23 protein-coding genes are annotated in these 19,919 nt (G+C 73.2%); 8 read left to right on the forward strand and 15 right to left on the reverse strand.

Annotated elements, in window-relative coordinates:
• Nucleotides 1-86: 86 nt before the first annotated feature.
• Complete coding sequence (locus ACICHK_RS20955; RefSeq protein ID WP_406838101.1) at nt 87-1,307, forward strand: hypothetical protein; 1,221 nt, start codon at nt 87-89, stop codon at nt 1,305-1,307.
• Nucleotides 1,308-1,513: 206 nt separating this feature from the next.
• On the opposite strand, the gene ACICHK_RS20960 is transcribed toward ACICHK_RS20955, so the two are convergent.
• Both ACICHK_RS20960 and ACICHK_RS20965 read right to left on the reverse strand, forming a co-directional pair.
• Entirely contained in the window at nt 1,514-2,758 is a 1,245-nt protein-coding gene (locus ACICHK_RS20960) for an amidohydrolase (RefSeq protein WP_406838102.1), read from the reverse strand.
• A 69-nt stretch (nt 2,759-2,827) separates the two neighbouring features.
• Complete coding sequence (locus ACICHK_RS20965; protein WP_406838103.1) at nt 2,828-3,001, reverse strand: hypothetical protein; 174 nt, start codon at nt 2,999-3,001, stop codon at nt 2,828-2,830.
• 150 nt (nt 3,002-3,151) lie between these two features.
• Here ACICHK_RS20965 and ACICHK_RS20970 point away from each other — a divergent pair, with 150 nt between their 5' ends.
• The gene (locus ACICHK_RS20970; RefSeq protein ID WP_151470049.1) at nt 3,152-4,495 is read left to right on the forward strand and encodes a helix-turn-helix domain-containing protein; all 1,344 of its coding nucleotides are present in this window, start codon (nt 3,152-3,154) and stop codon (nt 4,493-4,495) included.
• Between the two features lie 48 nt (nt 4,496-4,543).
• Here ACICHK_RS20970 and ACICHK_RS20975 read toward each other — a convergent pair whose 3' ends face one another.
• Entirely contained in the window at nt 4,544-5,233 is a 690-nt protein-coding gene (locus ACICHK_RS20975; protein WP_406838104.1) for a L,D-transpeptidase, read from the reverse strand.
• The gene (locus ACICHK_RS20980) at nt 5,223-5,780 is read right to left on the reverse strand and encodes a SigE family RNA polymerase sigma factor (RefSeq protein WP_240657814.1); all 558 of its coding nucleotides are present in this window, start codon (nt 5,778-5,780) and stop codon (nt 5,223-5,225) included. The genes ACICHK_RS20975 and ACICHK_RS20980 overlap by 11 nt, the downstream gene beginning before the upstream one ends.
• Before the next feature lie 111 nt (nt 5,781-5,891).
• Here ACICHK_RS20980 and ACICHK_RS20985 point away from each other — a divergent pair, with 111 nt between their 5' ends.
• From ACICHK_RS20985 to ACICHK_RS20995, 3 genes are all read left to right on the forward strand, one after another.
• Complete coding sequence (locus ACICHK_RS20985; RefSeq protein WP_406838105.1) at nt 5,892-6,845, forward strand: L,D-transpeptidase; 954 nt, start codon at nt 5,892-5,894, stop codon at nt 6,843-6,845.
• A gap of 50 nt (nt 6,846-6,895) precedes the next feature.
• A complete protein-coding gene (locus tag ACICHK_RS20990) occupies nt 6,896-7,492 on the forward strand; it encodes a hypothetical protein (protein WP_406838106.1) in 597 nt (198 codons plus the stop codon).
• Nucleotides 7,493-7,931: 439 nt separating this feature from the next.
• Nucleotides 7,932-8,153, forward strand: coding sequence for a hypothetical protein (locus tag ACICHK_RS20995; protein ID WP_037614735.1), 222 nt, complete (start codon nt 7,932-7,934; stop codon nt 8,151-8,153).
• Between the two features lie 82 nt (nt 8,154-8,235).
• On the opposite strand, the gene ACICHK_RS21000 is transcribed toward ACICHK_RS20995, so the two are convergent.
• Nucleotides 8,236-9,090: a hypothetical protein gene (locus tag ACICHK_RS21000; protein WP_406838107.1), complete on the reverse strand. Its 855-nt coding sequence runs from the start codon at nt 9,088-9,090 to the stop codon at nt 8,236-8,238.
• Between the two features lie 199 nt (nt 9,091-9,289).
• On the opposite strand from ACICHK_RS21000, the gene ACICHK_RS21005 reads away from it, so the two are divergent.
• Both ACICHK_RS21005 and ACICHK_RS21010 read left to right on the forward strand, forming a co-directional pair.
• Complete coding sequence (locus tag ACICHK_RS21005) at nt 9,290-9,604, forward strand: MerR family transcriptional regulator (RefSeq protein WP_406838108.1); 315 nt, start codon at nt 9,290-9,292, stop codon at nt 9,602-9,604.
• 278 nt (nt 9,605-9,882) lie between these two features.
• Nucleotides 9,883-10,086 carry a cold-shock protein gene (locus ACICHK_RS21010; protein WP_151470054.1) on the forward strand — a complete coding sequence of 68 codons (204 nt, stop codon included), beginning with the start codon at nt 9,883-9,885 and terminating at the stop codon, nt 10,084-10,086.
• A gap of 235 nt (nt 10,087-10,321) precedes the next feature.
• Here the strand turns inward: ACICHK_RS21010 and ACICHK_RS21015 are convergent, their stop codons facing one another.
• The 5 genes from ACICHK_RS21015 to modA all read right to left on the reverse strand — a co-directional run bounded on the left by ACICHK_RS21015 (nt 10,322) and on the right by modA (nt 14,564).
• Nucleotides 10,322-10,744 (reverse strand): ATP-binding protein, encoded by a 423-nt coding sequence (locus ACICHK_RS21015; RefSeq protein WP_225860556.1) that lies wholly within the window; start codon nt 10,742-10,744, stop codon nt 10,322-10,324.
• A 193-nt stretch (nt 10,745-10,937) separates the two neighbouring features.
• Complete coding sequence (locus ACICHK_RS21020; RefSeq protein WP_406838109.1) at nt 10,938-11,396, reverse strand: cupin domain-containing protein; 459 nt, start codon at nt 11,394-11,396, stop codon at nt 10,938-10,940.
• Nucleotides 11,397-11,566: 170 nt separating this feature from the next.
• Entirely contained in the window at nt 11,567-12,646 is a 1,080-nt protein-coding gene (locus tag ACICHK_RS21025; protein WP_406838110.1) for an ABC transporter ATP-binding protein, read from the reverse strand.
• 103 nt (nt 12,647-12,749) lie between these two features.
• A complete protein-coding gene (locus ACICHK_RS21030; RefSeq protein ID WP_151470057.1) occupies nt 12,750-13,631 on the reverse strand; it encodes an ABC transporter permease in 882 nt (293 codons plus the stop codon).
• Nucleotides 13,632-13,718: 87 nt separating this feature from the next.
• The gene (gene modA / locus ACICHK_RS21035) at nt 13,719-14,564 is read right to left on the reverse strand and encodes a molybdate ABC transporter substrate-binding protein (protein WP_406838111.1); all 846 of its coding nucleotides are present in this window, start codon (nt 14,562-14,564) and stop codon (nt 13,719-13,721) included.
• A gap of 218 nt (nt 14,565-14,782) precedes the next feature.
• Here modA and ACICHK_RS21040 point away from each other — a divergent pair, with 218 nt between their 5' ends.
• Nucleotides 14,783-15,289, forward strand: coding sequence for a molybdopterin-dependent oxidoreductase (locus ACICHK_RS21040; RefSeq protein ID WP_406838112.1), 507 nt, complete (start codon nt 14,783-14,785; stop codon nt 15,287-15,289).
• 35 nt (nt 15,290-15,324) lie between these two features.
• Here ACICHK_RS21040 and ACICHK_RS21045 read toward each other — a convergent pair whose 3' ends face one another.
• The 5 genes from ACICHK_RS21045 to ACICHK_RS21065 form a co-directional block, all read right to left on the reverse strand.
• Nucleotides 15,325-15,720 (reverse strand): molybdopterin-binding protein, encoded by a 396-nt coding sequence (locus ACICHK_RS21045; RefSeq protein ID WP_151470060.1) that lies wholly within the window; start codon nt 15,718-15,720, stop codon nt 15,325-15,327.
• A 109-nt stretch (nt 15,721-15,829) separates the two neighbouring features.
• Nucleotides 15,830-16,420 carry a hypothetical protein gene (locus ACICHK_RS21050; protein ID WP_406838113.1) on the reverse strand — a complete coding sequence of 197 codons (591 nt, stop codon included), beginning with the start codon at nt 16,418-16,420 and terminating at the stop codon, nt 15,830-15,832.
• 63 nt (nt 16,421-16,483) lie between these two features.
• Nucleotides 16,484-17,848: a dipeptidase gene (locus tag ACICHK_RS21055; protein WP_406838114.1), complete on the reverse strand. Its 1,365-nt coding sequence runs from the start codon at nt 17,846-17,848 to the stop codon at nt 16,484-16,486.
• Nucleotides 17,845-18,282 (reverse strand): hypothetical protein, encoded by a 438-nt coding sequence (locus ACICHK_RS21060; RefSeq protein ID WP_406838115.1) that lies wholly within the window; start codon nt 18,280-18,282, stop codon nt 17,845-17,847. The genes ACICHK_RS21055 and ACICHK_RS21060 overlap by 4 nt, the downstream gene beginning before the upstream one ends.
• Nucleotides 18,279-19,748 (reverse strand): APC family permease, encoded by a 1,470-nt coding sequence (locus tag ACICHK_RS21065; protein WP_406838116.1) that lies wholly within the window; start codon nt 19,746-19,748, stop codon nt 18,279-18,281. Before ACICHK_RS21065 ends, ACICHK_RS21060 begins: the two co-directional genes overlap by 4 nt.
• Nucleotides 19,749-19,919: the final 171 nt, after the last annotated feature.

The raw sequence follows: 19,919 nt of genomic DNA on the forward strand, positions 1-19,919 counted from the left end.
GGGGGGCGTTCGCGCTCTTCGCGTCCCCTCTTTGCACGCGCACCCGTTACGGTGCTGAGGTGTCGGATCGATGGGGGAGGGAACCTGTGCCCGGAACCGTGCTGCTCCTCGCGGCCTCGCCGGTGGGCAAGGGGTGTCTGGTGGACGCGGCCTCCGTGCTCCCCGTGCTCGCGGCCGTGGCCCCGTCGGTGCTGTCGGGCACCGACACGGCGAACGTCGTCGAACTGGCCGACCCGCTGGAGCCGCAGGCCGTCCTGACCCGGCTGCGCGCGGCGGCGACGGCGCCCGGACCGCTGACCGTGTTCGTGACGGGACAGCTCCAGCTGGACCGCCGCCAGCGGCTTCCGCACCTCGCGCTGGCCCGCACCACCCCGGCGACGGTTCGCTACACCGCTTTCCCCTGGCACTGGATCGCCGACGAACTCCGCCTGCGCCCACCGGGTTCGACGACCGTCTTCGCCGACCTGCACGCGGACGCGGACACCTGGGAGTTCCTCGCCGGACGCCCCCTCGCGGCGGGCCCGTCGACCGCGCTGTACGGCCGTGTGGCCCCGCCGCCGTCCCGCCGCGGGGTGGCGCGGCCGACGTACATGAGAGCGGTCGCCACCCTGCTCCGCAGCGGCCACCGGCCTCCCCCCGCCGAGCTCCACGAGCAGGCCCTGACGAGGGTGTCGGGCGAGGAGGGCGCCCGGCCGGGGACGGCGGACCTCGTGCTCGCCCCCGACCGGGCGTGGGCCGGACAACCATGGCCCCCGGCACCGGAGTTCACGACGGTCACGGCTCCCCCGGGTACGCCCGCGCCCCCACCGCACCCGCCGGCCGTGCCACCCGCTCCGTCCGTGACGCCTCCCGGCCCGGCGGGCCGGCGGGCGGGTCCACCGTCCTCCGATCCCCACGGGGAGATCGCCGTGGCGGTCCGGGAGGGCCGCCACGACGAGGCGCTCGCGCTGGCGGCGCGGTGGGAGCGGGAGGCGCTGCGGGCGCACGGGCCCGGGTCCGAGCAGGTGCTGCACTGGATGGAGGTGCGGGCGGACCTGGCGATGTTCGCGGGGGACGCGGAGCGCAGCTGCCGTGGCTGGATGGCCCTCGCGGGGACCCGGCTGGACGCGGGACAGGCGCCCGGTGCCCCGGAGGTTGAGTCGGCCGTGGACCGCGCGCACCACCAGTGGGGCCGCATCGGCGATCCCGCGCTGGTCCGCGAACTCGGGGCGGAGCTGGCCCGGTTGAGACAGCGCGTGCCCGGCCGCCGGGAGGGCGCGCTGGACCATGTCCAGCGGCAGCTGCGCCAGTTGCAGACGCAGGCCTGAGCAGGCGGGGCCGCGTTCGTGGGCTCGGTCGCACGGCGCCGCGTCCGTGGTGTCAGGTCCGTGGTGTCAGGTCCGTGGGGCTGAGCGCACGGCGTCCCGTCCGTGGGGCGCGGTCCGCGGCACCGCGCTCCCGGGCCGGGCGCGCGGTTCGAGCCCGAGGCGCCGCGGGCCGTGGCCCCGGGTCCGCGAGGCCCGGTCCGGCCGGTTCAGTCCTCGGCCGACAGCGACGCCAGCGCCCCCGACACCAGGGTCCGCACGCCCGGCGCGACCGTGGACAGGTCGGGGGCGAAGTGCGGACTGTGGTTGCTGGGCACGGACGCGAGCCTGGTCATGAGGTCGCCGCCCGGGGCCGCGTTCCAGACGTCGGCCGGGGTGCCGGTCACGAACCAGTAGGAGTAGGGGATCCGGCCCGCCGCGAGCCGTGGGAAGTCCTCGCTGGCCATGGCGGGACCGGGATCGAGGACCGTCCCGGCGCCGAAGACCTCGCCGTGCACGGCGGCGATCCGGCGGTCGGTGCTGGCGTCGTTGACGGTCACCGGGAAGTCGTCGCCGACGGTGACCGTGGGCTCGGCCGGGCAGCCGGCCGCCGCGCACTCGCCCCCCGCGACGCGCCGCACGGCGGCGATCATCCGCTCCCGCACGTCCGGCGACTGCGTCCGCAGGTTCAGGGCGATCCGGGCCTCGGACGGGATGATGTTGTGCCGGGTGCCGGCCTCGATCCGTCCCACGGTGAGCACCGCGGACTCCCGGGCCGCGATCTCCCGGCTGACGACCGTCTGCAGCCGCGTCACGATGTACGCGGCCGTCACCACCGGGTCGACGGTCGTCTCGGGCCGCGAACCGTGTCCGCCCCGCCCGTGCACGACGATGTCCAGGTCGGTCGAGGCGGACATGAGTAGACCCGGGGAGTGCGGGTACAGCCCGACGGGGCCGGGCACCACGTGCTGGGCGAGCAGGACGTCGGCCGGCGGGAAGCGTTCGTGGAGGCCGTCGGCGACCATGCGGGCCGCGCCCCCGCCGGTCTCCTCGGCGGGCTGTCCGACCAGCACCAGCGTGCCGGACCAGGTGTCCCGCCCGGCGGCGAGCGCCTGCGCCGCGCCGGCGAGCCAGGTGACGTGGAGATCGTGACCGCAGGCGTGCATGACCCCGTCGGTCTCCGAGGCGTACGGCAGCCCGGTCTCCTCGGCGACGGGCAGCGCGTCCATGTCGGCGCGCAGCAGGACGGTGGGCCCGTCGCCGTTGCGCAGGACGCCGACGACGCCCGTGCCGCCCACGCCCTCGGTCGTCTCGTACCCGGCCCCGCGCAGCCGCCCGGCGAGGGCGGCGGCCGTACGGTGTTCGCGCAGCGACAGTTCGGGATGCCGGTGCAGGTCCCGGTAGAGGTCCTCCAGGGCGGGGACCGGGAGGTCGGCGGTGAGGTCCAGCGCGGTACGAGCGGCGGAAGAGGTCACGGGGTCACTGTAGGCGCCGCGCTTTTCCCGTACGGGGATCCACCGCCGCCGCGGGACCGCGGGAGTCCGTCACCGGTCCGTGGGGAGTTCCCGGTGTCCGGCCGCGGGAGCGGTGGTGTGTGCCGCGGGGGCCCGGTCGGCCGCTCTCGCCGGGCCGACGTTCGCCGCCGTGACCAGCGCGGCGACCGCGATGACGGCGGCGAGGAGCCCTCTGGAGTAGCGCGCGGAAATACGTCGGAGCACGGTGACCTCGCAACAACAGCGGCGTATTAAGCATGCTTAATCCGGCGTTTAACGTAGAGGCTCCCGGGCGCGCACCGCAAGAGGGTCCCGGAGTTGGACAGTAGTCAAAAGCCGGACCGACCCGGCTTCGCTTGATGGCATGCTTGTCCCATGGCGGAGCGGGACGACCCTGAGATCATCGGGCGCAGGGTGCAACAGCTGCGTACGGAACGAGGACTGACGCAGAAACAGCTCGCGGAGCCCGTGTACACGCCGGCGTACATCTCCACGGTGGAGGCGGGCCGGGTCCGGGCCTCCGAACCCGCGCTGCGGCACATAGCCGGCCGGCTCGGGATCGCGTACGAGGAGCTGGCGACCGGACGGCCCGCCCACCTCGCCACCGACCTGCGGCTGCGGCTGACGGACGCGCAGCGCACGCTCTCCACCGGAGAGGCCGAGGTGGCCGCCGGGACGTACGCCGTCCTGCTCGCGGAGGCGGAGGCCCACGGGCTGGTCGCCGAGCAGGCGGCGGCACTCCTCGGGCTCGGTGAGTGCGCCCTGGACACGGGGGACCTGGAGACGGCGCAGCGGCGCTTCGAGGAGTCGGAACAGCGGATGGGGGACGCGCCGCTGACGCAGCGGGTGCCCGCCGTGCGCGGCCGGGCGGTCTCCCACTACCTCGCCGGTGAACTCCGGTACTCCTGCTACCTGTTCGAGTCCACCCTCGACGAGCTCAACCGGACGGGCCTGCACGATCCCGAAGCGCTGCTCCTCCTCTACACCGGGGTCATAGCGCCCTACATGGACATGGGCGCGCACGCCCGTGCCGCCCAGGCCGCGGAGTTCGCGCTCGCCCTCGCGCCGCAGGTCCAGGACCCGGCCCTGGTGGCGCGGATGCACCGGTCGGTGGCGCGGACGATGATCGCCGAGGGGCGGATCGCCGAGGCCGACGTCTCCCTCGCCAAGGCCGCCGAGCTCTACCGGCAGCTCCAGATCCGCACCGAACTCGCCAACTGTCACTGGATGCGCGGCTACCTGTACGCCCAGAACGGCGAACTGGAGCGTGCGGAGGACGAGTTGCGCGAGGCACAGGCGATGCTCTCGGCGAAGCGGGCCGCGCTCTACACCAGCCAGGTCGCGGTGGAACTGGCCGACGTGCTGCACCGGCGCGGCAGGTCCGACGAGGCCGGCGAGCTGCTGCGGCAGGTGCTCGGGGACCTGAACTCCGAGCGGGGCGCCATCCACGCGGCCGCCGCGCACCGCCTGCTGGGGATCATCGCGGAGGACGCCCGGGACACCGAGGCGGCGGAGGAGCACTACGTGCGGGCCATGAGCCTGCTGGAGCGGGCGGGCGCGGCGGGCGACCTGGCGGACCTGTGCCGGCTGCTGGGCGATCTGCTGCGGCGCACCGGCCGCGTGGAAGCGGCCCTGGACGCCTACCGCACGGGTCTCGGCCACCGCACCGCCCCGGGCACGACGACCCTCGGCCCGGCTCCGGCCCAGCCGCCCCTCTGAAGCCGGACGGCCGCGGCACGGGGGGTGTCCTTCCGGCTCCGGCCGTCGCTAACCGCCCGGGGTGCCCGTGCCCGACTCCGGCGGTCCCGTGTTCGCGGGTGCCGACGAGGAGGCCGAGGCGCCGGACGAGGGCCTGATCTCGACCACCGCTCCCGGTGCGAGCCGTTCGTACAGCAGCTTGGCGTCGGCCGTGTCCAGGCCGATCCAGCCGTGGGGAGAGCTGTAGGCGCTCCCGTCGTGCGGCATGGCGCCGATGTAGTCCTTCGTGCCGTCGGGCCGGTCGAGTTCGATCACCCAGGTGGCCATGAAGGAGTAGGCGCCGTCGAGGCCGACCGTCTTGCCGGAGAGCCTCAGGTGGGCTTCCTTCGCGGCGACCGTCGTCCGGACCGTCGGCGTGTACCCGGTCAGGTTGTCGCCGTTGAGCGTCAGCCGGTGGCCGTCCACGGAGATCACGCGCGTGCCCAGGTCGATCGTGGCGTCCGGCGCGGCCGGCGACGGGCTCGGGACGGCGGTGGGGCTCGCGGCCGGCGGGGACTCGTGCCGTGCCCCGCCGCCCAGGCTCACCGCGACGACCAGGGCGAGCGCGCCCGTGACGGAGATGCCGGCCACGGCCAGGGCCGTACGGCGGCGGCGTCGGCGGCCCTTCGCGCGGCCGCGGATCTCCGCACCGGTCAGCGCCGGAGGCCTCTCCCCCTCGGTCGCCAACTCGCGCAGCACGGAGGTGAGTTCATCGGACACGGTTGCCCTTCCCCTCCTCCTTGCCCGACGCCCCCGCGAAGCCCGAGGGGCGCGCGGAGCCGGCCAGGTCCGCCGAATCCTCCGAGAGCACCCGCGCCAGCGCCGCCCGGCCCCGCGAGAGCCTGGCCTTGACCGTGCCGACGGGGGCACCGGTTTCGGAGGCTACCTGCTCGACACTCAAGTCGCACAGATGGTGCAGAACGATCGCCATCCGCTGGGCCTCGGGCAGCGTGCGCAGCGCGGTCACGAGCGCGGTCCGCTCGGGCCCGGGCCCGGGAGCGTGGTCGGCCGGAGGCGTGCGCCGCACCAACTCCAGCCAGCGGCGCGCCCGGCGCCAGCGGCTCACCGCGAGCCGCGTCGCCACGGTGCGTATCCACGCCTCGGGGGCGCCGTCGGCGAGGAACTCCCGCCGCCGGTCCCAGGCGCGGACGAACGCCTCCTGGACGACGTCCTGCGCCTCGCCGTGGTCTCCCGTGAACGCGTAGAGCTGTCCGGTCAGCCGGGGGAACGCGGTCGCGTAGAACACGTCGAACTCTTCCTCGGTCATGCCCCCCGCCCGAATCTCCGAAGTTTCTCCGGCCGCGTGCAACCCGGCCGTCCCCACCGTGCGTACAGGTCCCGTACGTCGCACATCGAAACACACCACAGGGGGATCACCATGACCACGGGACGGAGAGGCGGCCGCGGCCGTCTGGCCCGCGCCTGGAGCGCGGCGGCCGTGTGCGTGCTCGCGCTCGCCGGCTGTTCGGCGCAGGCGCTGGCCGACGGCGGGGGCGGAACGGCCGGCGCGGGGGACCGGCCGAACGCCACCGGAACGGCCGGGGCCACGGGCAAGGCCCGGCCGAAGCCCTCCGCCACACCGCCCAAGTCCCTTGCGGGCGCGCACATCAACATCGCCGACGGGCAGACCGTGGGTGTCGGCATGCCGATCTCGGTGACCTTCGACCGTCCAATACCCGTGGCCGAACGGGCCGACGTGGAAAGGCAGTTGAAGGTGGCCGCCGATGTGGAGGGCTCCTGGGGCTGGGTCAAGGACCGTAACCTCCTCGACGGGCAGCGCGTCGACTTCCGGCCCCGCGCGTACTGGAAGCCCGGAACGGCGGTCACCGTCCGGGCCGGGGCCGGGATCACCAGGCATTTCACGGTGGGCCGCTCCCTCATTGCCACAGTGGATGTCCGTACACACTTCATGACGCTCGAAACGGCCGGATCGTCGCGCCGCGTCCCGATCACCGCGGGCGCGCCGGGCATGGACACCTGGAACGGCACGATGGTCGTCTCCGACAAGGCGTCGAAGATCTTCATGGACTCGAAGACGGTCGGCTACGGCGACCAGTACCACGACTACTACTACTACGCCGTCCACCTCACCACCTCGGGCACCTACGTCCACATGAACCCGAAGGCGAACACCTACGGCGGCCGTCAGAACGTCACGCACGGCTGCGTCGGACTCGCCACCGGCGGTCCCGCGAAGCGGTTCTTCGACGAGGTCATCCCCGGTGACGTCGTCAAGGTCGTCAACTCCCGGGACACGGTCGCCGTCGGCAACGGCTACGGCGACTGGAACCTGAACTGGGACCAGTGGCGGGCGACGAGCGCCCTCGACTGACGCGTCACGCACCCCCGAACACCTTTCACATCACGAGGAGTTGTCCGTTCATGGCAGGGATGAAGAAGTACGCGGCGATCGCCGCGGTCGCCGTCGCGCTGATCACGGCGCCCACGGTGGCGTACGCCGCCTCGCCGGGGAAGGCGGCGCCCGCCGCCCGCTCGGCGCACGCCGCCGCCCGCTCGGCGCACACCTCCGCCCTCCCGGTCGTGAAGACCGCCCCCACGGCCCGGATCGTCGCCCCGGACGAGCACGTCAAGGAGCCCGGCGGCGCCGAGTTCTGGCTGACGGAGGAGGGCAAGCACTGGACGACGCCCGGCGACCCCGATCCCCAGTTCAGGAGCGTGGTCGACGGCAACATCGACCGCGGCACGCCCGGCGTCTCGGCGCAGATCGAGGGCACCGCCCAGGGGCACTTCACGCTCTCCGGCCTGTACTACGGCGGCAAGGGCACCGCCTCGACCGTCACGGTCCGGACCACCGCCGGGACCCTGCACGCCAAGCTCCTGGAGCTCGCGGGCGCCCCGGGCTGGGGCGTCTGGTACGTCAGCACCGACCTGCCCGCCGCCGGCGAGGGCTTCGACGTCAAGCACGTCGTCGTCCACGACACCAAGGGCCGGGTCTACTCCCGGCTGGACCTGATCTGAGCCCACGGGCGCGGGGGACGGACCGTCCCGTCCCGGCCCCCGCGCCCGACCGCGCACGGCGCGGGACCGTCCACCACGGCCGCCCTCCTCACCCGGCGTCCGCGGGGGCGGTCCGACCGGGTTCGCGCCGGCGTACGCCCCCTGGGGTTCCGCCGTGCCGACGGCTCCCGGGCCCGGGTCCGGCCCACCCGGGAACCGCCGGGGCGGCGGGTCCGGTCCGTGACCGGCTCGCCCGGCGGACGGCTCCGCGCACCGCGAGGACCGCCGGCCCGCGGCCTCGACGGCTGACCTCGGGGAACACGCGGCCGGCCGGGCGGGGACCCGCCCGAGGGGGTGTCGGCCCGCCGTGTCCCGTGGTCCCGGGCGATGCCGAGTCGGAGCGGGATCGAGACCATCGGACCCTGGCGCCCGCCGGAACAGGGCCCATACTGGGTTCACGATGAGTAAATCCTCCGCGCCCCGGCGCCACCTGCCCACCAGCCCCTTCGCCGCACCCGTCGTCCCTGTGGCCAAGGAGTTCAGCCTCGGAGACCGCGTCTCCCACGACCAGTACGGCCTGGGCACGATCGTCGGCGTCGAAGAGGGCATCGCGATGCTCGTCGACTTCGGCGCCCGCCAGGTCCGCGTCCTGAGCCCCTACACCCGGATGGACCGGCTCTGACCCGCACCCGCTGACCTCGCCGGCCCGCGGCAGCCGTGTCACAGGCTGCCCGGGCCGCGGTGCGTCCGGGAGGTGTCCTCCCTCAGCCCTGTGTCGGGGCGGGCGACTTCCCCGCCAGTACGTCCTTCAGGCGGTTCGTGCCCGCCTGGACCGCCTGCTCGGTGCTCTGGTGCTGGGTGCCCGAGAGGCCGCCGTTGGTGAGGGACAGGGCGCTGTCGCCGACCCGCACCGCCGCGAAGTCGAGCGTCAGCGTCTCGGGGTCGCCCTCCAGCTCACCGCTCATCGTCACCTGGAGACCCTGGCGGGCGTCCCCCACACCGGGCAGGTCCGTCTCGATGACCTGGACGGTCTGCCGGTCGCCCCTGCCGTTGACGGCCGTGAACTGGTCGCAGACGTCCGGCAGCGTCGACAGCCACTTCAGCTGGTCGTTCAGGGCGTTCTTCCCGTACGAGGCGACCTCGTAGCGCATCTGGGCGTCGTTGTCGCTGTCGTCGAAGCCGGTGACGGCGCTCGCGCCCACCGGCTTGCCCAGCAGGTCCTCCTTGTACAGGCCGTCCAGCAGCTTCTGGCACTCCTTGGCGTTCCCCTTGTCCGTCACGAAGGCGGACGCGTCGACCTTGCTCTTGAGCAGCGCGTCGTGCCAGGCCGCCACGCCCTTCGACGTGGTCCACTGCGACCCCAGGTCGGAGTTGGTGATCAGAGCCGCCCGGGCCTCGGCCTCGGTGAGCGCGCGGACGGAGGCGGAGGGCGAGGGCGACGCGGCGCCGGGCTCCTCGGCGACGGGAGAGGCGGGGACGGTGGACGCGGGGGACGCGGAGGACGTGGAGGAGTCGGCACGGGCCGGACCGCCGTCGCCTCCGCCGCTCGAGCAGGCGGCCGTCGAGAGCAGCGTCCCCGCGGTCAGGGCGGACGCGAGGAGACAGGACGGACGGATCATGCGAGGGCCTCCCGAGGACGGTCCCGAGGCGGGGCTGTGTCCTTCCACGCCACCACCGGGCACGGCCCCCCACCAGCGCACCGGGCCGTCCGGGTGAGTGCGGCGCGCGGACGCCACCGGGCCTGTGCCGGGTGTCCCGGCCGGTAGCGGCCGGGATCTGCCAGAGTGGGAGGTGATGCACGCGCCCCAGGGAAGCACCATGAGCCCCACCGACCGGGTCGAAGACGACGACTACCCCGCCTACACGATGGGCCGTGCCGCCGAGCTGATCGGCGCCACCCCCGCGTTCCTGCGGGCCGTGGGGGAGGCCGGGCTGATCACGCCGCTCCGCTCCGGGGGCGGCCACCGCCGCTACTCCCGCAACCAGCTGAGGGCCGCGGCCCGCGCCCGGGACCTCGTCGACCAGGGCACGCCCGTCGAGGCCGCCTGCAGAATCGTCACGCTGGAGGACTGTCTCGACGAGGCCCTGCGGATCAACGCGGAGCTGCGCGGCTCGGCGTCACGGGGTGCGTGAACGTGCCGTCGGAGTCCCTCCGGGAGCGGTGCCCGGCGGGCTCCGGATATCTGCACCGGCCGATACAGAATTTGATGCACGGTCCTGTGAGTTTTCGATATTCCCCGCGCCGGGGTGAGATAACGTGCCCGCTTCGGCGCGGTCATCGTGCTACTGTCGATTTCAGTTGCAGTTGTGGTTCCCAAAGTTTTTCCCGGTGCATTCCGGTTGGGGCTTCATTGCGGCAGCGCAGGTCCGCGAGGTGTGGACCTGCGAGCTCAGCCCCGAAGGAGATTGACATGGCTACTGGCACCGTGAAGTGGTTCAACGCGGAAAAGGGCTTCGGCTTCATCGAGCAGGAGGGCGGCGGCCCCGACGTCTTCGCCCACTACTCCAACATCAACGCCTCCGGCTTCCGTGAGCTCCAGGAAGGCCAGAAGGTGACCTTCGACGTCACGCAGGGCCAGAAGGGCCCGCAGGCGGAGAACATCGTCCCCGTCTAGTCAGGGACACCGGGTGGCCGGCGTCCGCACCGCGAGGTGCGGGCACCGGCCATCTGCTTTTTTGCGGTCATTGAAATTGCGATGAATTTTCGGTGGCCATTCCCGTTTTCGATGAGATCAAACCCGGATCATCGATCCGAACGGTCCGACCACTCCGAACGGTCCGATCGAGCGGACGGCTCCGGACGGGCGCCGCGAACGAATCGAGCGGCACCCGGCGACGGAACGGTCTTCGTCACCGGGCCGCCAGGACCGCGCGTACGGTCTTGCCGCCGAATCCGGTATTGACGATCTCCAGGCTGTGGGCGAGTTCCTGGACCATGGCCAGGCCCCGGCCGCTTTCCGATTCCGCGTCCAGCGCGCCGATCCGCGGCCGCCCGGGACTGTCGTCGTGGACCTCGACCGTCACCCGCCCGTGCCCCAGCTGCAGCCGCAGCCGGCAACCGCTGCGACCGTGGCGCACGGCGTTGGCGACGAGTTCGGAGGCGATCAGTGTCGCGTCGTCCACCTGGTCCGCGGTCGGCGGCGCGAGCCGTGGCCGTGGCCGGGTCAGGAACGCCGTCGTCAGCTTGCGGGCCCTGCCCGCCGAGACGGCCGTACGCGGCAGTGTGTACTCCACGCGGGCGGTCGGCCGGACGGTGCGCCGGTGCGCACGCATGACTGACACCTCTCTTCCCCCTCCCAGGACGACCGGCACCCGGCCGACGGCTCCGTCCCCGCCGGCCGGGACCCCGCGCGACACGGCACGCGGCAGGTCCTGCCCTCGGGTGATGCCCCACCCGGGCGGTCCGCAACCAACTGCCTGCGTCACAAAGCCGCCACGGGATCTCCGAGGGCCGTCCGACGGCCCGTCAGCGCCCGGAGTCCAGCAGGTGGAAGTCGTCGTAGTCGAAGCCGGGCGCCACCACGCAGCTGACCAGAACCTCCTCGTCGCCGGCCGGCCGGGCGGACTGCCACACGCCGCCGGGGACGAGGACCTGAGGGCGCTCCCCGGCCTCGACCCGGGGGCCCAGCCGGACCACCTGCGGGGTGGACTGGGGGCTGGTCCCGTCACCGCCGAGCAGGAGGTCGAGGGGGCCGCCGCGGTGCCACAGCCACAGTTCGTCCGAGCGGACGGTGTGCCAGGCGGAGGTGTCGCCGGGGGTGAGCAGGAAGTAGATGGCGGAGGCGGCGGCGCGGGGGCCGGGGTAGCCGTCGGGCAGGAAGGCCTGCGGCGCCGTCCAGGTCTCGACGAACCAGCCGCCCTCCGGATGGGGGCTCATGTCCAAGGCGGCGGCCAGGGCCGGGATCCCGGTCTCAGGAGAAGTCATCCTCTGCCTGTATCACGCGGCCGAAAGCGGGTTCAACCCATTCCGGACGGACACGCTCGTACGTCCGACAGAGGGCGGTCCATGCGTCCCCTGTCGGACGGAAGGCCGCCGGGTCCGCCTCCGGCGCGGCGGGCGGGGGGTGCGTGACCGTCAGGCCGGATACGCGACCGTCAGGCCGGATAGGCGTGCGTCTGGGCCGCCTTCACCGTGGCCCAGACGGCGGAGCCCGGATGCAGGCCGAGTTCCGCCGCCGCGACCGTCGTCAGGTCGGCGGCGAGGGGGAGTTCGCCGGTGAGGGCCACGCGGATCTGGTCCCCGTGCGTCTCCAGGCCCGCGACACGGCACTGCCACAGGTTGCGGGCGCTGGAACCGCCGGGGCGGTCGCGGTGGAGCGTGACGGCGCCGGGCGGGAACGCCACGAAGACGGGTCCGTCGAGCCGCTCGGTCGTGGTGATCGCCGGACCCGCCTCCAGCCGTACGGTGTGGCCCTCGGCCTCGCCCCGGTAGAGGTTGAGCCCGACGAGCTGGGCGATGTAGTCGGTGCGCGGCCTGCGGGCGATGTCGGAGGGGCCGCCCTCCTGGACGACCCGGCCGTCCTCGACGACCACGAGCCGGTCGGCCAGCACCATCGCGTCCAGCGGGTCGTGCGTCACGAGGACGGCGACGGCCTCGAAGTCGGCGAGGTGGTGCCGGAGTTGTGCCCGCACGTCCAGCCGTGTGCGGGCGTCGAGCGCGGCGAGCGGTTCGTCGAGCAGCAGCAGCCGGGGACGGGTGGCGAGGGCGCGGGCGACGGCGACCCGCTGCGCCTGGCCGCCGGAGAGCCGCCGCGGTCTGGTCCCGGCGAATTCGGCGAGACCCATGCGCTCCAGCCACGCGGCGGCCTGGGCCCGGGCCTCCGCCTTGGGCACGCCCCGGCAGCGCGGTCCGAAGGCGACGTTGTCGAGCGCGGACAGGTGCGGGAAGAGCAGGTAGTCCTGGAAGACGACGCCGACGGGGCGGGACTCCGGCGGCGTGCGGTCCAGCCGGACGCCGTCCAGCAGCAGCCGGCCGCCCTCGGACAGCGGGGTGAGTCCGGCCAGCGCGCGCAGCGCGGTCGTCTTGCCCGCGCCGTTCGGCCCGAGCAGCGCGACGACGTCACCCGGGGCGGCGGACAGTTCGACGTCGAGGCGGAACGAGCCGCGCCGGACGACGAGACGGGCGTCGAGGCCCTTGCCGGACGGCACGGCCGTCACCGGGTCCGCCTCGGTCATGACGCGATCACCTCACCCTCGTCCGGACGGTCCGCCGTCCTCGTACCGACCCCGTCCGCCGCCCTCGTACGGACCCCGTCCGCCGTGCCCGTCCGTGTGCCGGTCATGAGGCCGCCGTCATCCAGCGCTCCCGCAGTCCGGCGAGGACCGCGACCGACACCAGGAGCAGCACCAGACTCAGCGCGATCGCGGCGTCGGGGTCGCTCTGCAGGGCCAGGTAGACGGCCAGCGGCATGGTCTGGGTGCGGCCCGGGAAGTTGCCCGCGAAGGTGATCGTCGCACCGAACTCGCCGAGGGCGCGGGCCCAGGCCAGGACGGAACCGGCGGCGATGCCCGGCGCGATCAGGGGCAGGGTGACCCGGCGGAACGCGGTGAAGCGGGAGGCGCCGAGGGTCATGGCGGCCTCCTCGTACCGCGGGTCGGCCGCCCGCAGGGTGCCTTCCACGCTGATCACCAGGAAGGGCATCGCCACGAAGGCCTCGGCCACGACCACCCCGGCCGTCGTGAAGGGCAGCGTGATCCCGAACCACGAGTCGAGCAGTCTGCCCACGACGCCGTTGCGGCCGAGGGCCAGCAGCAGCGCGACACCGCCGACCACCGGGGGCAGGACCAGGGGCAGGGTGACCAGGGCCCGGACGAGTCCCCGGCCGGGGAACTCCGTACGCGCCAGCAGCCAGGCGAGCGGCACCCCGAGCACCAGGCTCACCGCGGTGGCCGCCGTGGCCGACACCAGGGACAGTCGGAGGGCCTGCCAGATCTCGGGCTTGGCCAGTTGTTCCGGCAGGCTGCCCCAGGGCGCCCGCACGAGCAGCGCGACCAGCGGCAGGAGCAGGAACACGAGCCCGACGAGGGCGGGCAGCAGCAGGGGGAGCGGCGCCCCGCCCCGCATCCGGCCCGGTGTCCGGCCGCGCCCGCGCCGCGGCCCACCCGTGAGGGTGTCGGCCGGGGCGTCGGACGTGTCGGGCGGGGTCACGGGATCACTCATGGCTTCAGGAGACGGGGTTCGGGGCGTCCGCCTCAAGGGGCGGGCCGTACGGGACACGGGCCTGCCCGGGCGGCGGGTGTCAGGACGTCAGGAGGCGGGCTTCAGGAAGCCGGCGTCCGTCAGCACCTTCTGGCCCTCGGCGGACCGGACCAGCGCGATGAACGCCTTGGCCGCGGCCGCGTTGTGCGCGTCCTCGAGCAGGGCGATCGGGTAGTCGTTGACGGCGCCGGCCGACTCGGGGAACTCCACGCCCTCCACCTTGTCACCCGCGGCCTTCACATCGGTCTTGTACACGACCGCGGCGTCGGCCTCCTTCAGCTCCACCTTGGTCAGGGCGCTCTTGACGTCCTGCTCGTAGGAGACGGGGGTGAGCTTCAGCCTGCTCGCGTCCAGCGCCTTCTGCGCGGCGGCGCCGCACGGCACGGTCTTGTCGCACAGGACGACCTTGAGACCGGACTCGGTGAGGTCCTTCAGGGAGGCGACCTTGTGCGGGTTGCCGGGCAGGGTGGCGATCTCCAGCTGGTTGCGCACGAAGGTGGCGGGGGTGGTCGCCGCGTCGCCCTTGTCGGTCACGATGGCCATCGTCTTCGGGCTGGCCGCGGCGAAGACGTCGGCCGGGGCGCCGCCGGTGATGCTCGCCGCGAGGCTGTCGCTGCCGCCGAAGCTGAAGGTGACCTCGGTGCCCGGGTGGGCCTTCTCGAACTGCTCGCCGAGGGCCGTGAAGCTCTCCTTCAGGGAGGCGGCGGCGAACACGGTCACCGTGCCGGAGAGCTTCGGGGAGGAGGACGTGGAGGACTTCGCCGCGTCCGAGGAGTCGGACGTGCCGTCCGAGGAGGAGCAGGCGCTCAGGGCCAGCAGCGCGGCCACGCCGGCGCCGGCCGCCTGAAGGGTCCGGGTGGTGCGGCGGGTCCGGCGCGCGGATCGGGTCGTCACGGATCTACTCCCTCGAAGACTCTGGGGCTCGCTGGAGCCTCCGTCGTGAGCATCGGTCCCGGGGCCCACGTTCTGCCATTGCCTGATCATACTTCCGCATATGCGAGCTGTAAGTCCCCTGTCGCATTGCATGAGCTGTGCCCACGGGCGTCGGATGTACGCATGTGCGTTTGCTTCGGGCCGTCCGCGGGGTACGGTCCACCGGGAGGTGCTGTCCAGTGAGCCAGTCCCTGACCCAGCCGACGCCGCCGGCTCCCCCGCTCGCGGAACTCACCCTGACCGGTGACCGAGGGGGTGTCGTCCGGCCCGCCCTGCTCACCGTGCCCGACCTGCTCGCCTGGCCCCAGCGCCGGGCGCGGGTCTCCTTCGAGTGCGCCACGAGCGGGGTGCGGCACCACGGGTTCGAGGGCCCGCTACTGCACGACGTGATGCGGGACGCGGGTCCCCGATTCGATCCGTCCCGCCGCAAGGACCGGCTGCGCTTCCTCGTCGTGGTGGCGGGCGCGGACGGCCACCACGCGCTGCTCACCTGGGCCGAGATCGACCCCGACTTCGCGGACGCCCCGGTGCTGCTCGCGGTCGGCGTCGACGGCACCCCGCTGGACCGGGCCGGCCCGCAGCTCGTCCTTCCCCAGGACCGGTGCGGGGCCCGGCACATCAGCGGGATCGACACCATCAGGGTGGACGGCCGTCACCCGTCCCGGCCGGACGCGGTCACCGGCTGACGTCCGAGCCCTGCGCGGCCTTTCCGGCGCGCCTCTCAGGCGCGGTCGATGTGCACGTTGGTCGACTTGACCCTGGCCGTGGCCTCCACGCCGACCTCCAGGCCCAGTTCCTCGACGGCCTCCCGGGTCAGCAGGGAGACCAGCCGGTGGGGTCCCGCCTGGATCTCCACCTGGGCCGCGACGTCGCCGAGTTTGACGGCGGTGACGATGCCGGGGAAGGAGTTGCGGACGGACGTGTACGACGTGACGCCCTCCTCACCACCGGCTCCGGCCAGCTCCACCGAGAACGCGGCGAGGTCACGGCCCTCGATGAGGCGCCGTCCGCTCTCGTCCCGGTGCGTGGCCACCCGCCCGGCGTCCGCCCAGCGGCGGGCGGTGTCGGGGCTCACGCCGAGGAGCCGGGCGGCCTGGCCGATGGTGTAGGACTGCATGGGCGCGACGATAGGCAGGTGGTTCTCGCCCCTGCAAGCCGCGCCCCGGGCGCGGCGCGGCTCGCCCCGGGGCGCGGTGGAGGGGTCCTGCCCGGGTCCGCCGCCGGTGTCAGAGGAGCGACGCCGATCCCACGTACTCCACCCTGATGTGCTTCGCCCAGAACGGGCCGAGCTCCTTCTTGAGGACGAGGTCGGCCTTGGCCGGGTCGTCGACGCCGAAGAACACGAAGCCCCTGGGGTCCGGGCCCACCTCCCGCAGGTCGAACTGACCGTCCCAGCGGTCCATGCGGTCGCCGGTCCGCTCGACCAGGGCTTCGAGCCGGCGCACGGTGACGTCGGTGTCGTGCAGCCGCACCCGTATCCCCTTCTCCGCATGGGCGCAGACGTCCGCGTCGAACGCCTTGGAGGGGATGCGGTACACGTGAGCCGTTCGCGGGTCGTCGTCGCCGGCCAGACCGGTGAAGACACGTGCGTAGCGTGTCTCGCCCCTTTTCTCGACGTAGCGCAGCAGTCGGTCCAGCGAGAGTTCCGGGTCGGACGGGCTGCCCGTCGGCCGGGTGCCGACGCACACCGTCGCGCGCTCCGCGGCCCGGCTCTCGCCGCTCTCCGCGACAGCGCTCGACCCCTGGACCGCGACGAGCGCCACGGCACTCGCCGCCACGACGCCGGCCGTGTCCCTGATCCTGCTCCGCCTGTTCATCGAACCCTCCCCGTCCGCCGTACCGTACCGTCGGTACGGGGACGCACGGGCGGCCCGGTACGTTCAGCGGCCGCGGCTCCCCGTGGCCGCGTAGGCGCGCAGGAAGAGCGCCTCGACATGGGCCATGTGCTCGATCTCGGCCGGGTCGACGCTCTCGTCGGGCGCGTGGATCAGGCACTTGGGCTCCTCCACGCCCATGAGCACGATCTCGGCACGGGGGTAGGTCTCGGCGAGGACGTTGCACAGCGGGATGGAGCCGCCCTGGCCGAGGAAGGCCAGGGGCTTGCCGTAGACCTCGTTCACGGCACGGCCGAGCGCGGCGTAGGCGGGGCCGTCGGTGGCCGCCCTGAAGGGGGCGCCGGCGCTCTCGTCCTCGACGCTCACCCGCACCCCCCAGGGCGCGGCTCCGGTGAGGTGCCGGGTGAGGGCCGCGCGGGCCGCCGCCGGGGCCGTGCCGGGCGGGATGCGCAGGCTGACCCGGGCCCGTGCGGTGGGCGGTACGGCGGCGGCGGAGCCGACCACCGGAGGGCAGTCGATGCCGAGGACGGTGACGGCGGGGCGGGCCCAGAGCCGGTCGGCGACCGTGCCGGTCCCGGTGAGCCGGACGCCGTCCAGCACTCCGGCGTCCGCGCGGAACCGCTCCTCGTCGTAGCCGACGCCCTCCCACGTGCCCTCGCAGTCGAGTCCCTCGACCCGGGTGGCGCCGGTGACCGGGTCGCGCAGGGTGGAGAGCAGCTGGATCAGCGCGGCGAGCGCGTCCGGGGCGGGGCCGCCGAACATGCCCGAGTGGATCTCTCCGGCCAGGGTCCCGACGGTGACGACGACGTTGACGAGGCCGCGCAGGGTGATGGTCGCGGTGCCCGTGCCGACCTCCGCGTTGCCGGTGTCGCACACCAGCAGGGCGTCGGCGAGGAACTGCTCCGGGTGCTGGACGACGTAACCCTCCAGGCCGCCGGTGCCCTGCTCCTCCGACCCCTCGGCGACGAACTTCAGGCCGACCGGGATGTCGTCGCCGAGCGCGCGCAGGGCGGTCAGGTGCATCACGATGTTGCCCTTGCAGTCCGCGGTGCCCCGGCCGTACCAGCGGCCGTCGCGTTCGGTGAGGGCGAAGGGCGGGGTGGTCCAGGCGTCGTCGTCCAGGGGCGGCTGCACGTCGTAGTGGCAGTACAGCAGGACGGTGGGGGCGCCGGGAGGCGGCGGGCGGTGGCCGATGACCGCGTGGCTCCCGTCGGGCGTCTCGGCGAGGTGCACGTCGTGCAGCCCCGCCTCGGTGAAGGCGTCGGCCACCCACTGCGCGGCCCTGCGGCACTCCTCGGGCGGGTACTGGCGCGGGTCGGCGACGGAGGGGATGGCGACCAGCTCGGCCAGGTCGGTCCGGGCCCGGCCCATCAACCCCGCGATCCTCTCGGCGAGTTCGGACACGGTCACCGCCTCACCGTGTCGTCGGTCTTCAGGTCGTCGAGCCTGTCCTGGATCTTGTCCAGCTTCTCCGGGCAGTAGATCTCGATGATCGTGGCTTCCGCCCGGAGCGCCCTGCCGTCACCGATGACGGGCCGCTGCCCGACGAACGCGGCGCCGTTGGACACGTTGATCTTCCACAGCGCCGACTTGAGGGCGCTGGCCGGATCGTCGCAGACCAGCCCGCCGTCGGTGCCCAGCAGGCTGGCGATCAACTCCGTGTCGGGGCGCGGGAGTCCGGCCTCGACCGCGGCGTCGGCGAGCTGGTTGGCCTTGCTCACGGCCCTGTTGTTCGTCGTGATGGCCGAGTAGCGCACGAGTCCGGCCACGACCAGACCGAGCAGCACGATGATCGCGCCCCAGTAGATCCACTTGTGCTCGGACGCGAACCGGGTGGGACTCATGCCCCCGCCCCCTCCTCGCGCGCGGCTTCCGTCCGCCAGCTCGGCTTGCGGAGCTTCAGGAACGCCCAGGGGATCAGCAGTCCGAGGATGCCGAGGCCGCAGCCGATGATGACGACGTACAGAAAGACGCTGTTGCCGCCGAACTGGGAGGGCGGCACGAAGCCGATGACCATGGCCGCGGCCGAGGCCAGGAAGCCGACGACGCACACCAGGTTGAGGGCCGGGACGCGGTAGCCGCGCGGGTGGTCGGGCTGGTTCCTCCGCAGCCGGACCGCCGCGACGAACATCAGCAGATAGACGATGAGGTACACCTGCGTGGTGATCGTCGAGAAGATCCAGTACACGTTGGAGACGTTCGGGATGAACGCGTAGCCCAGTGCGATCACCGTGGTCACGATGCCCTGGGTCACCAGGATGTTCTGCTGGATGCCGAACCGGTTCAGCTGCTGCAGGTACGGCGGCAGGTAGCCCTCGCTGCGGGAGATCTCCAGCAGGCCCTTGGAGGGCCCGGCGAGCCAGGTCAGCATGCCGGCCAGCGACGCGGAGATCAGCATCACCGCCGCGATCGGTGTCATCCAGCCGATGTCGAAGTAGGAGAAGAACGCGTCGAACGCCTGCATGACACCGGCGGTCAGGCTGGTCTGGTCGGCGGGCACCACCCAGCTGATGGCCAGCGCGGGCAGGATGAAGATCAGCAGCACCAGGCCCATCGCCAGGAACATCGACTTCGGGTATTCCTTCGCCGGGTCCTTCAGCGAGGACACGTGGACGGCGTTCATCTCCATGCCGGAGTACGAGAGGAAGTTGTTGACGATCAGGACGAGGCTGGCCAGGCCCGTCCAGGCCGGCAGCAGATGGCTGGCCGTCATGGGCGCCGCCGAGGGGTTGCCCTGGGCCAGGAAGACCATGCCGAGCACGACGAGGATCGTGCCGGGCACCAGGGTGCCGATGACCAGGCCCCAACTGGACAGTCCGGCCAGGGCCTTGGTGCCGCGCGAGGAGACCCAGACGCCGGTCCAGTACAGGACCACGATGACGATGGCGGTGTAGAGACCGCTGGAGGCCAGGGACGGGTCGATGATGTATGCGATGGTGCTCGCCACGAAGGCCAGCAGGCTCGGGTAGTAGAAGATCGTCATCGCGAACTGGCACCACACGGCGAGGAATCCGAGCGGCTTGGACAGTCCCTCGCTCACCCAGCGGTAGACGCCGCCGTTCCAGCCCGAGGCCAGCTCCGCCGAGACCAGGGCGGTCGGCAGCAGGAACACGATCGCCGGGACCAGGTAGAGGAACACGCAGGCCAGCCCGTACACCGCCATCGTGGGGGCGGCCCGCAGGCTCGCGACCGAGGCGGTCGTCATGAGCGCCAGCGTCAGCCAGGTGAGTCTGGGTGCCGCCGGGACCGTGGCCCGCTCCGCCCGCGCCGACTGCCGTGGCGCGTCCGCGGGCATGTCCATCGAGCTCATCGGACCCCTCCTGTTCACGCGTCGGAAGCGATGGGGCCAGCCTCCGTCCGGGTGAGCGGCACCGCGCGCCGGGGTGATCCGTCCGGGTGAGCCCCCACCACCGCCGGATCCCTGCCCGGGCCGCCGCCGGCACCGGCCGGGCCGGGGCCCGGTTCTCCCGCCGGTGAGGCG

The sequence above is a fragment of the Streptomyces sp. AHU1 genome, from assembly GCF_045343905.1.
GTDB lineage: Bacteria > Actinomycetota > Actinomycetes > Streptomycetales > Streptomycetaceae > Streptomyces > Streptomyces triticiradicis.

Excerpts from the sequence above, each read along its gene's own strand:
- ACICHK_RS20970 (WP_151470049.1), top strand. The coding sequence starts at position 3,152 with ATGGCGGAGCGGGACGACCCTGAGATCATCGGGCGCAGGGTGCAACAG.
- ACICHK_RS20980 (WP_240657814.1), bottom strand. The coding sequence starts at position 5,780 with ATGACCGAGGAAGAGTTCGACGTGTTCTACGCGACCGCGTTCCCCCGG.
- ACICHK_RS20985 (WP_406838105.1), top strand. The coding sequence starts at position 5,892 with ATGACCACGGGACGGAGAGGCGGCCGCGGCCGTCTGGCCCGCGCCTGG.
- ACICHK_RS20990 (WP_406838106.1), top strand. The coding sequence starts at position 6,896 with ATGGCAGGGATGAAGAAGTACGCGGCGATCGCCGCGGTCGCCGTCGCG.
- ACICHK_RS20995 (WP_037614735.1), top strand. The coding sequence starts at position 7,932 with ATGAGTAAATCCTCCGCGCCCCGGCGCCACCTGCCCACCAGCCCCTTC.
- ACICHK_RS21000 (WP_406838107.1), bottom strand. The coding sequence starts at position 9,090 with ATGATCCGTCCGTCCTGTCTCCTCGCGTCCGCCCTGACCGCGGGGACG.
- ACICHK_RS21005 (WP_406838108.1), top strand. The coding sequence starts at position 9,290 with ATGAGCCCCACCGACCGGGTCGAAGACGACGACTACCCCGCCTACACG.
- ACICHK_RS21010 (WP_151470054.1), top strand. The coding sequence starts at position 9,883 with ATGGCTACTGGCACCGTGAAGTGGTTCAACGCGGAAAAGGGCTTCGGC.
- ACICHK_RS21015 (WP_225860556.1), bottom strand. The coding sequence starts at position 10,744 with ATGCGTGCGCACCGGCGCACCGTCCGGCCGACCGCCCGCGTGGAGTAC.
- ACICHK_RS21020 (WP_406838109.1), bottom strand. The coding sequence starts at position 11,396 with ATGACTTCTCCTGAGACCGGGATCCCGGCCCTGGCCGCCGCCTTGGAC.
- ACICHK_RS21025 (WP_406838110.1), bottom strand. The coding sequence starts at position 12,646 with ATGACCGAGGCGGACCCGGTGACGGCCGTGCCGTCCGGCAAGGGCCTC.
- ACICHK_RS21030 (WP_151470057.1), bottom strand. The coding sequence starts at position 13,631 with ATGAGTGATCCCGTGACCCCGCCCGACACGTCCGACGCCCCGGCCGAC.
- ACICHK_RS21045 (WP_151470060.1), bottom strand. The coding sequence starts at position 15,720 with ATGCAGTCCTACACCATCGGCCAGGCCGCCCGGCTCCTCGGCGTGAGC.
- ACICHK_RS21050 (WP_406838113.1), bottom strand. The coding sequence starts at position 16,420 with ATGAACAGGCGGAGCAGGATCAGGGACACGGCCGGCGTCGTGGCGGCG.
- ACICHK_RS21060 (WP_406838115.1), bottom strand. The coding sequence starts at position 18,282 with ATGAGTCCCACCCGGTTCGCGTCCGAGCACAAGTGGATCTACTGGGGC.
- ACICHK_RS21065 (WP_406838116.1), bottom strand. The coding sequence starts at position 19,748 with ATGAGCTCGATGGACATGCCCGCGGACGCGCCACGGCAGTCGGCGCGG.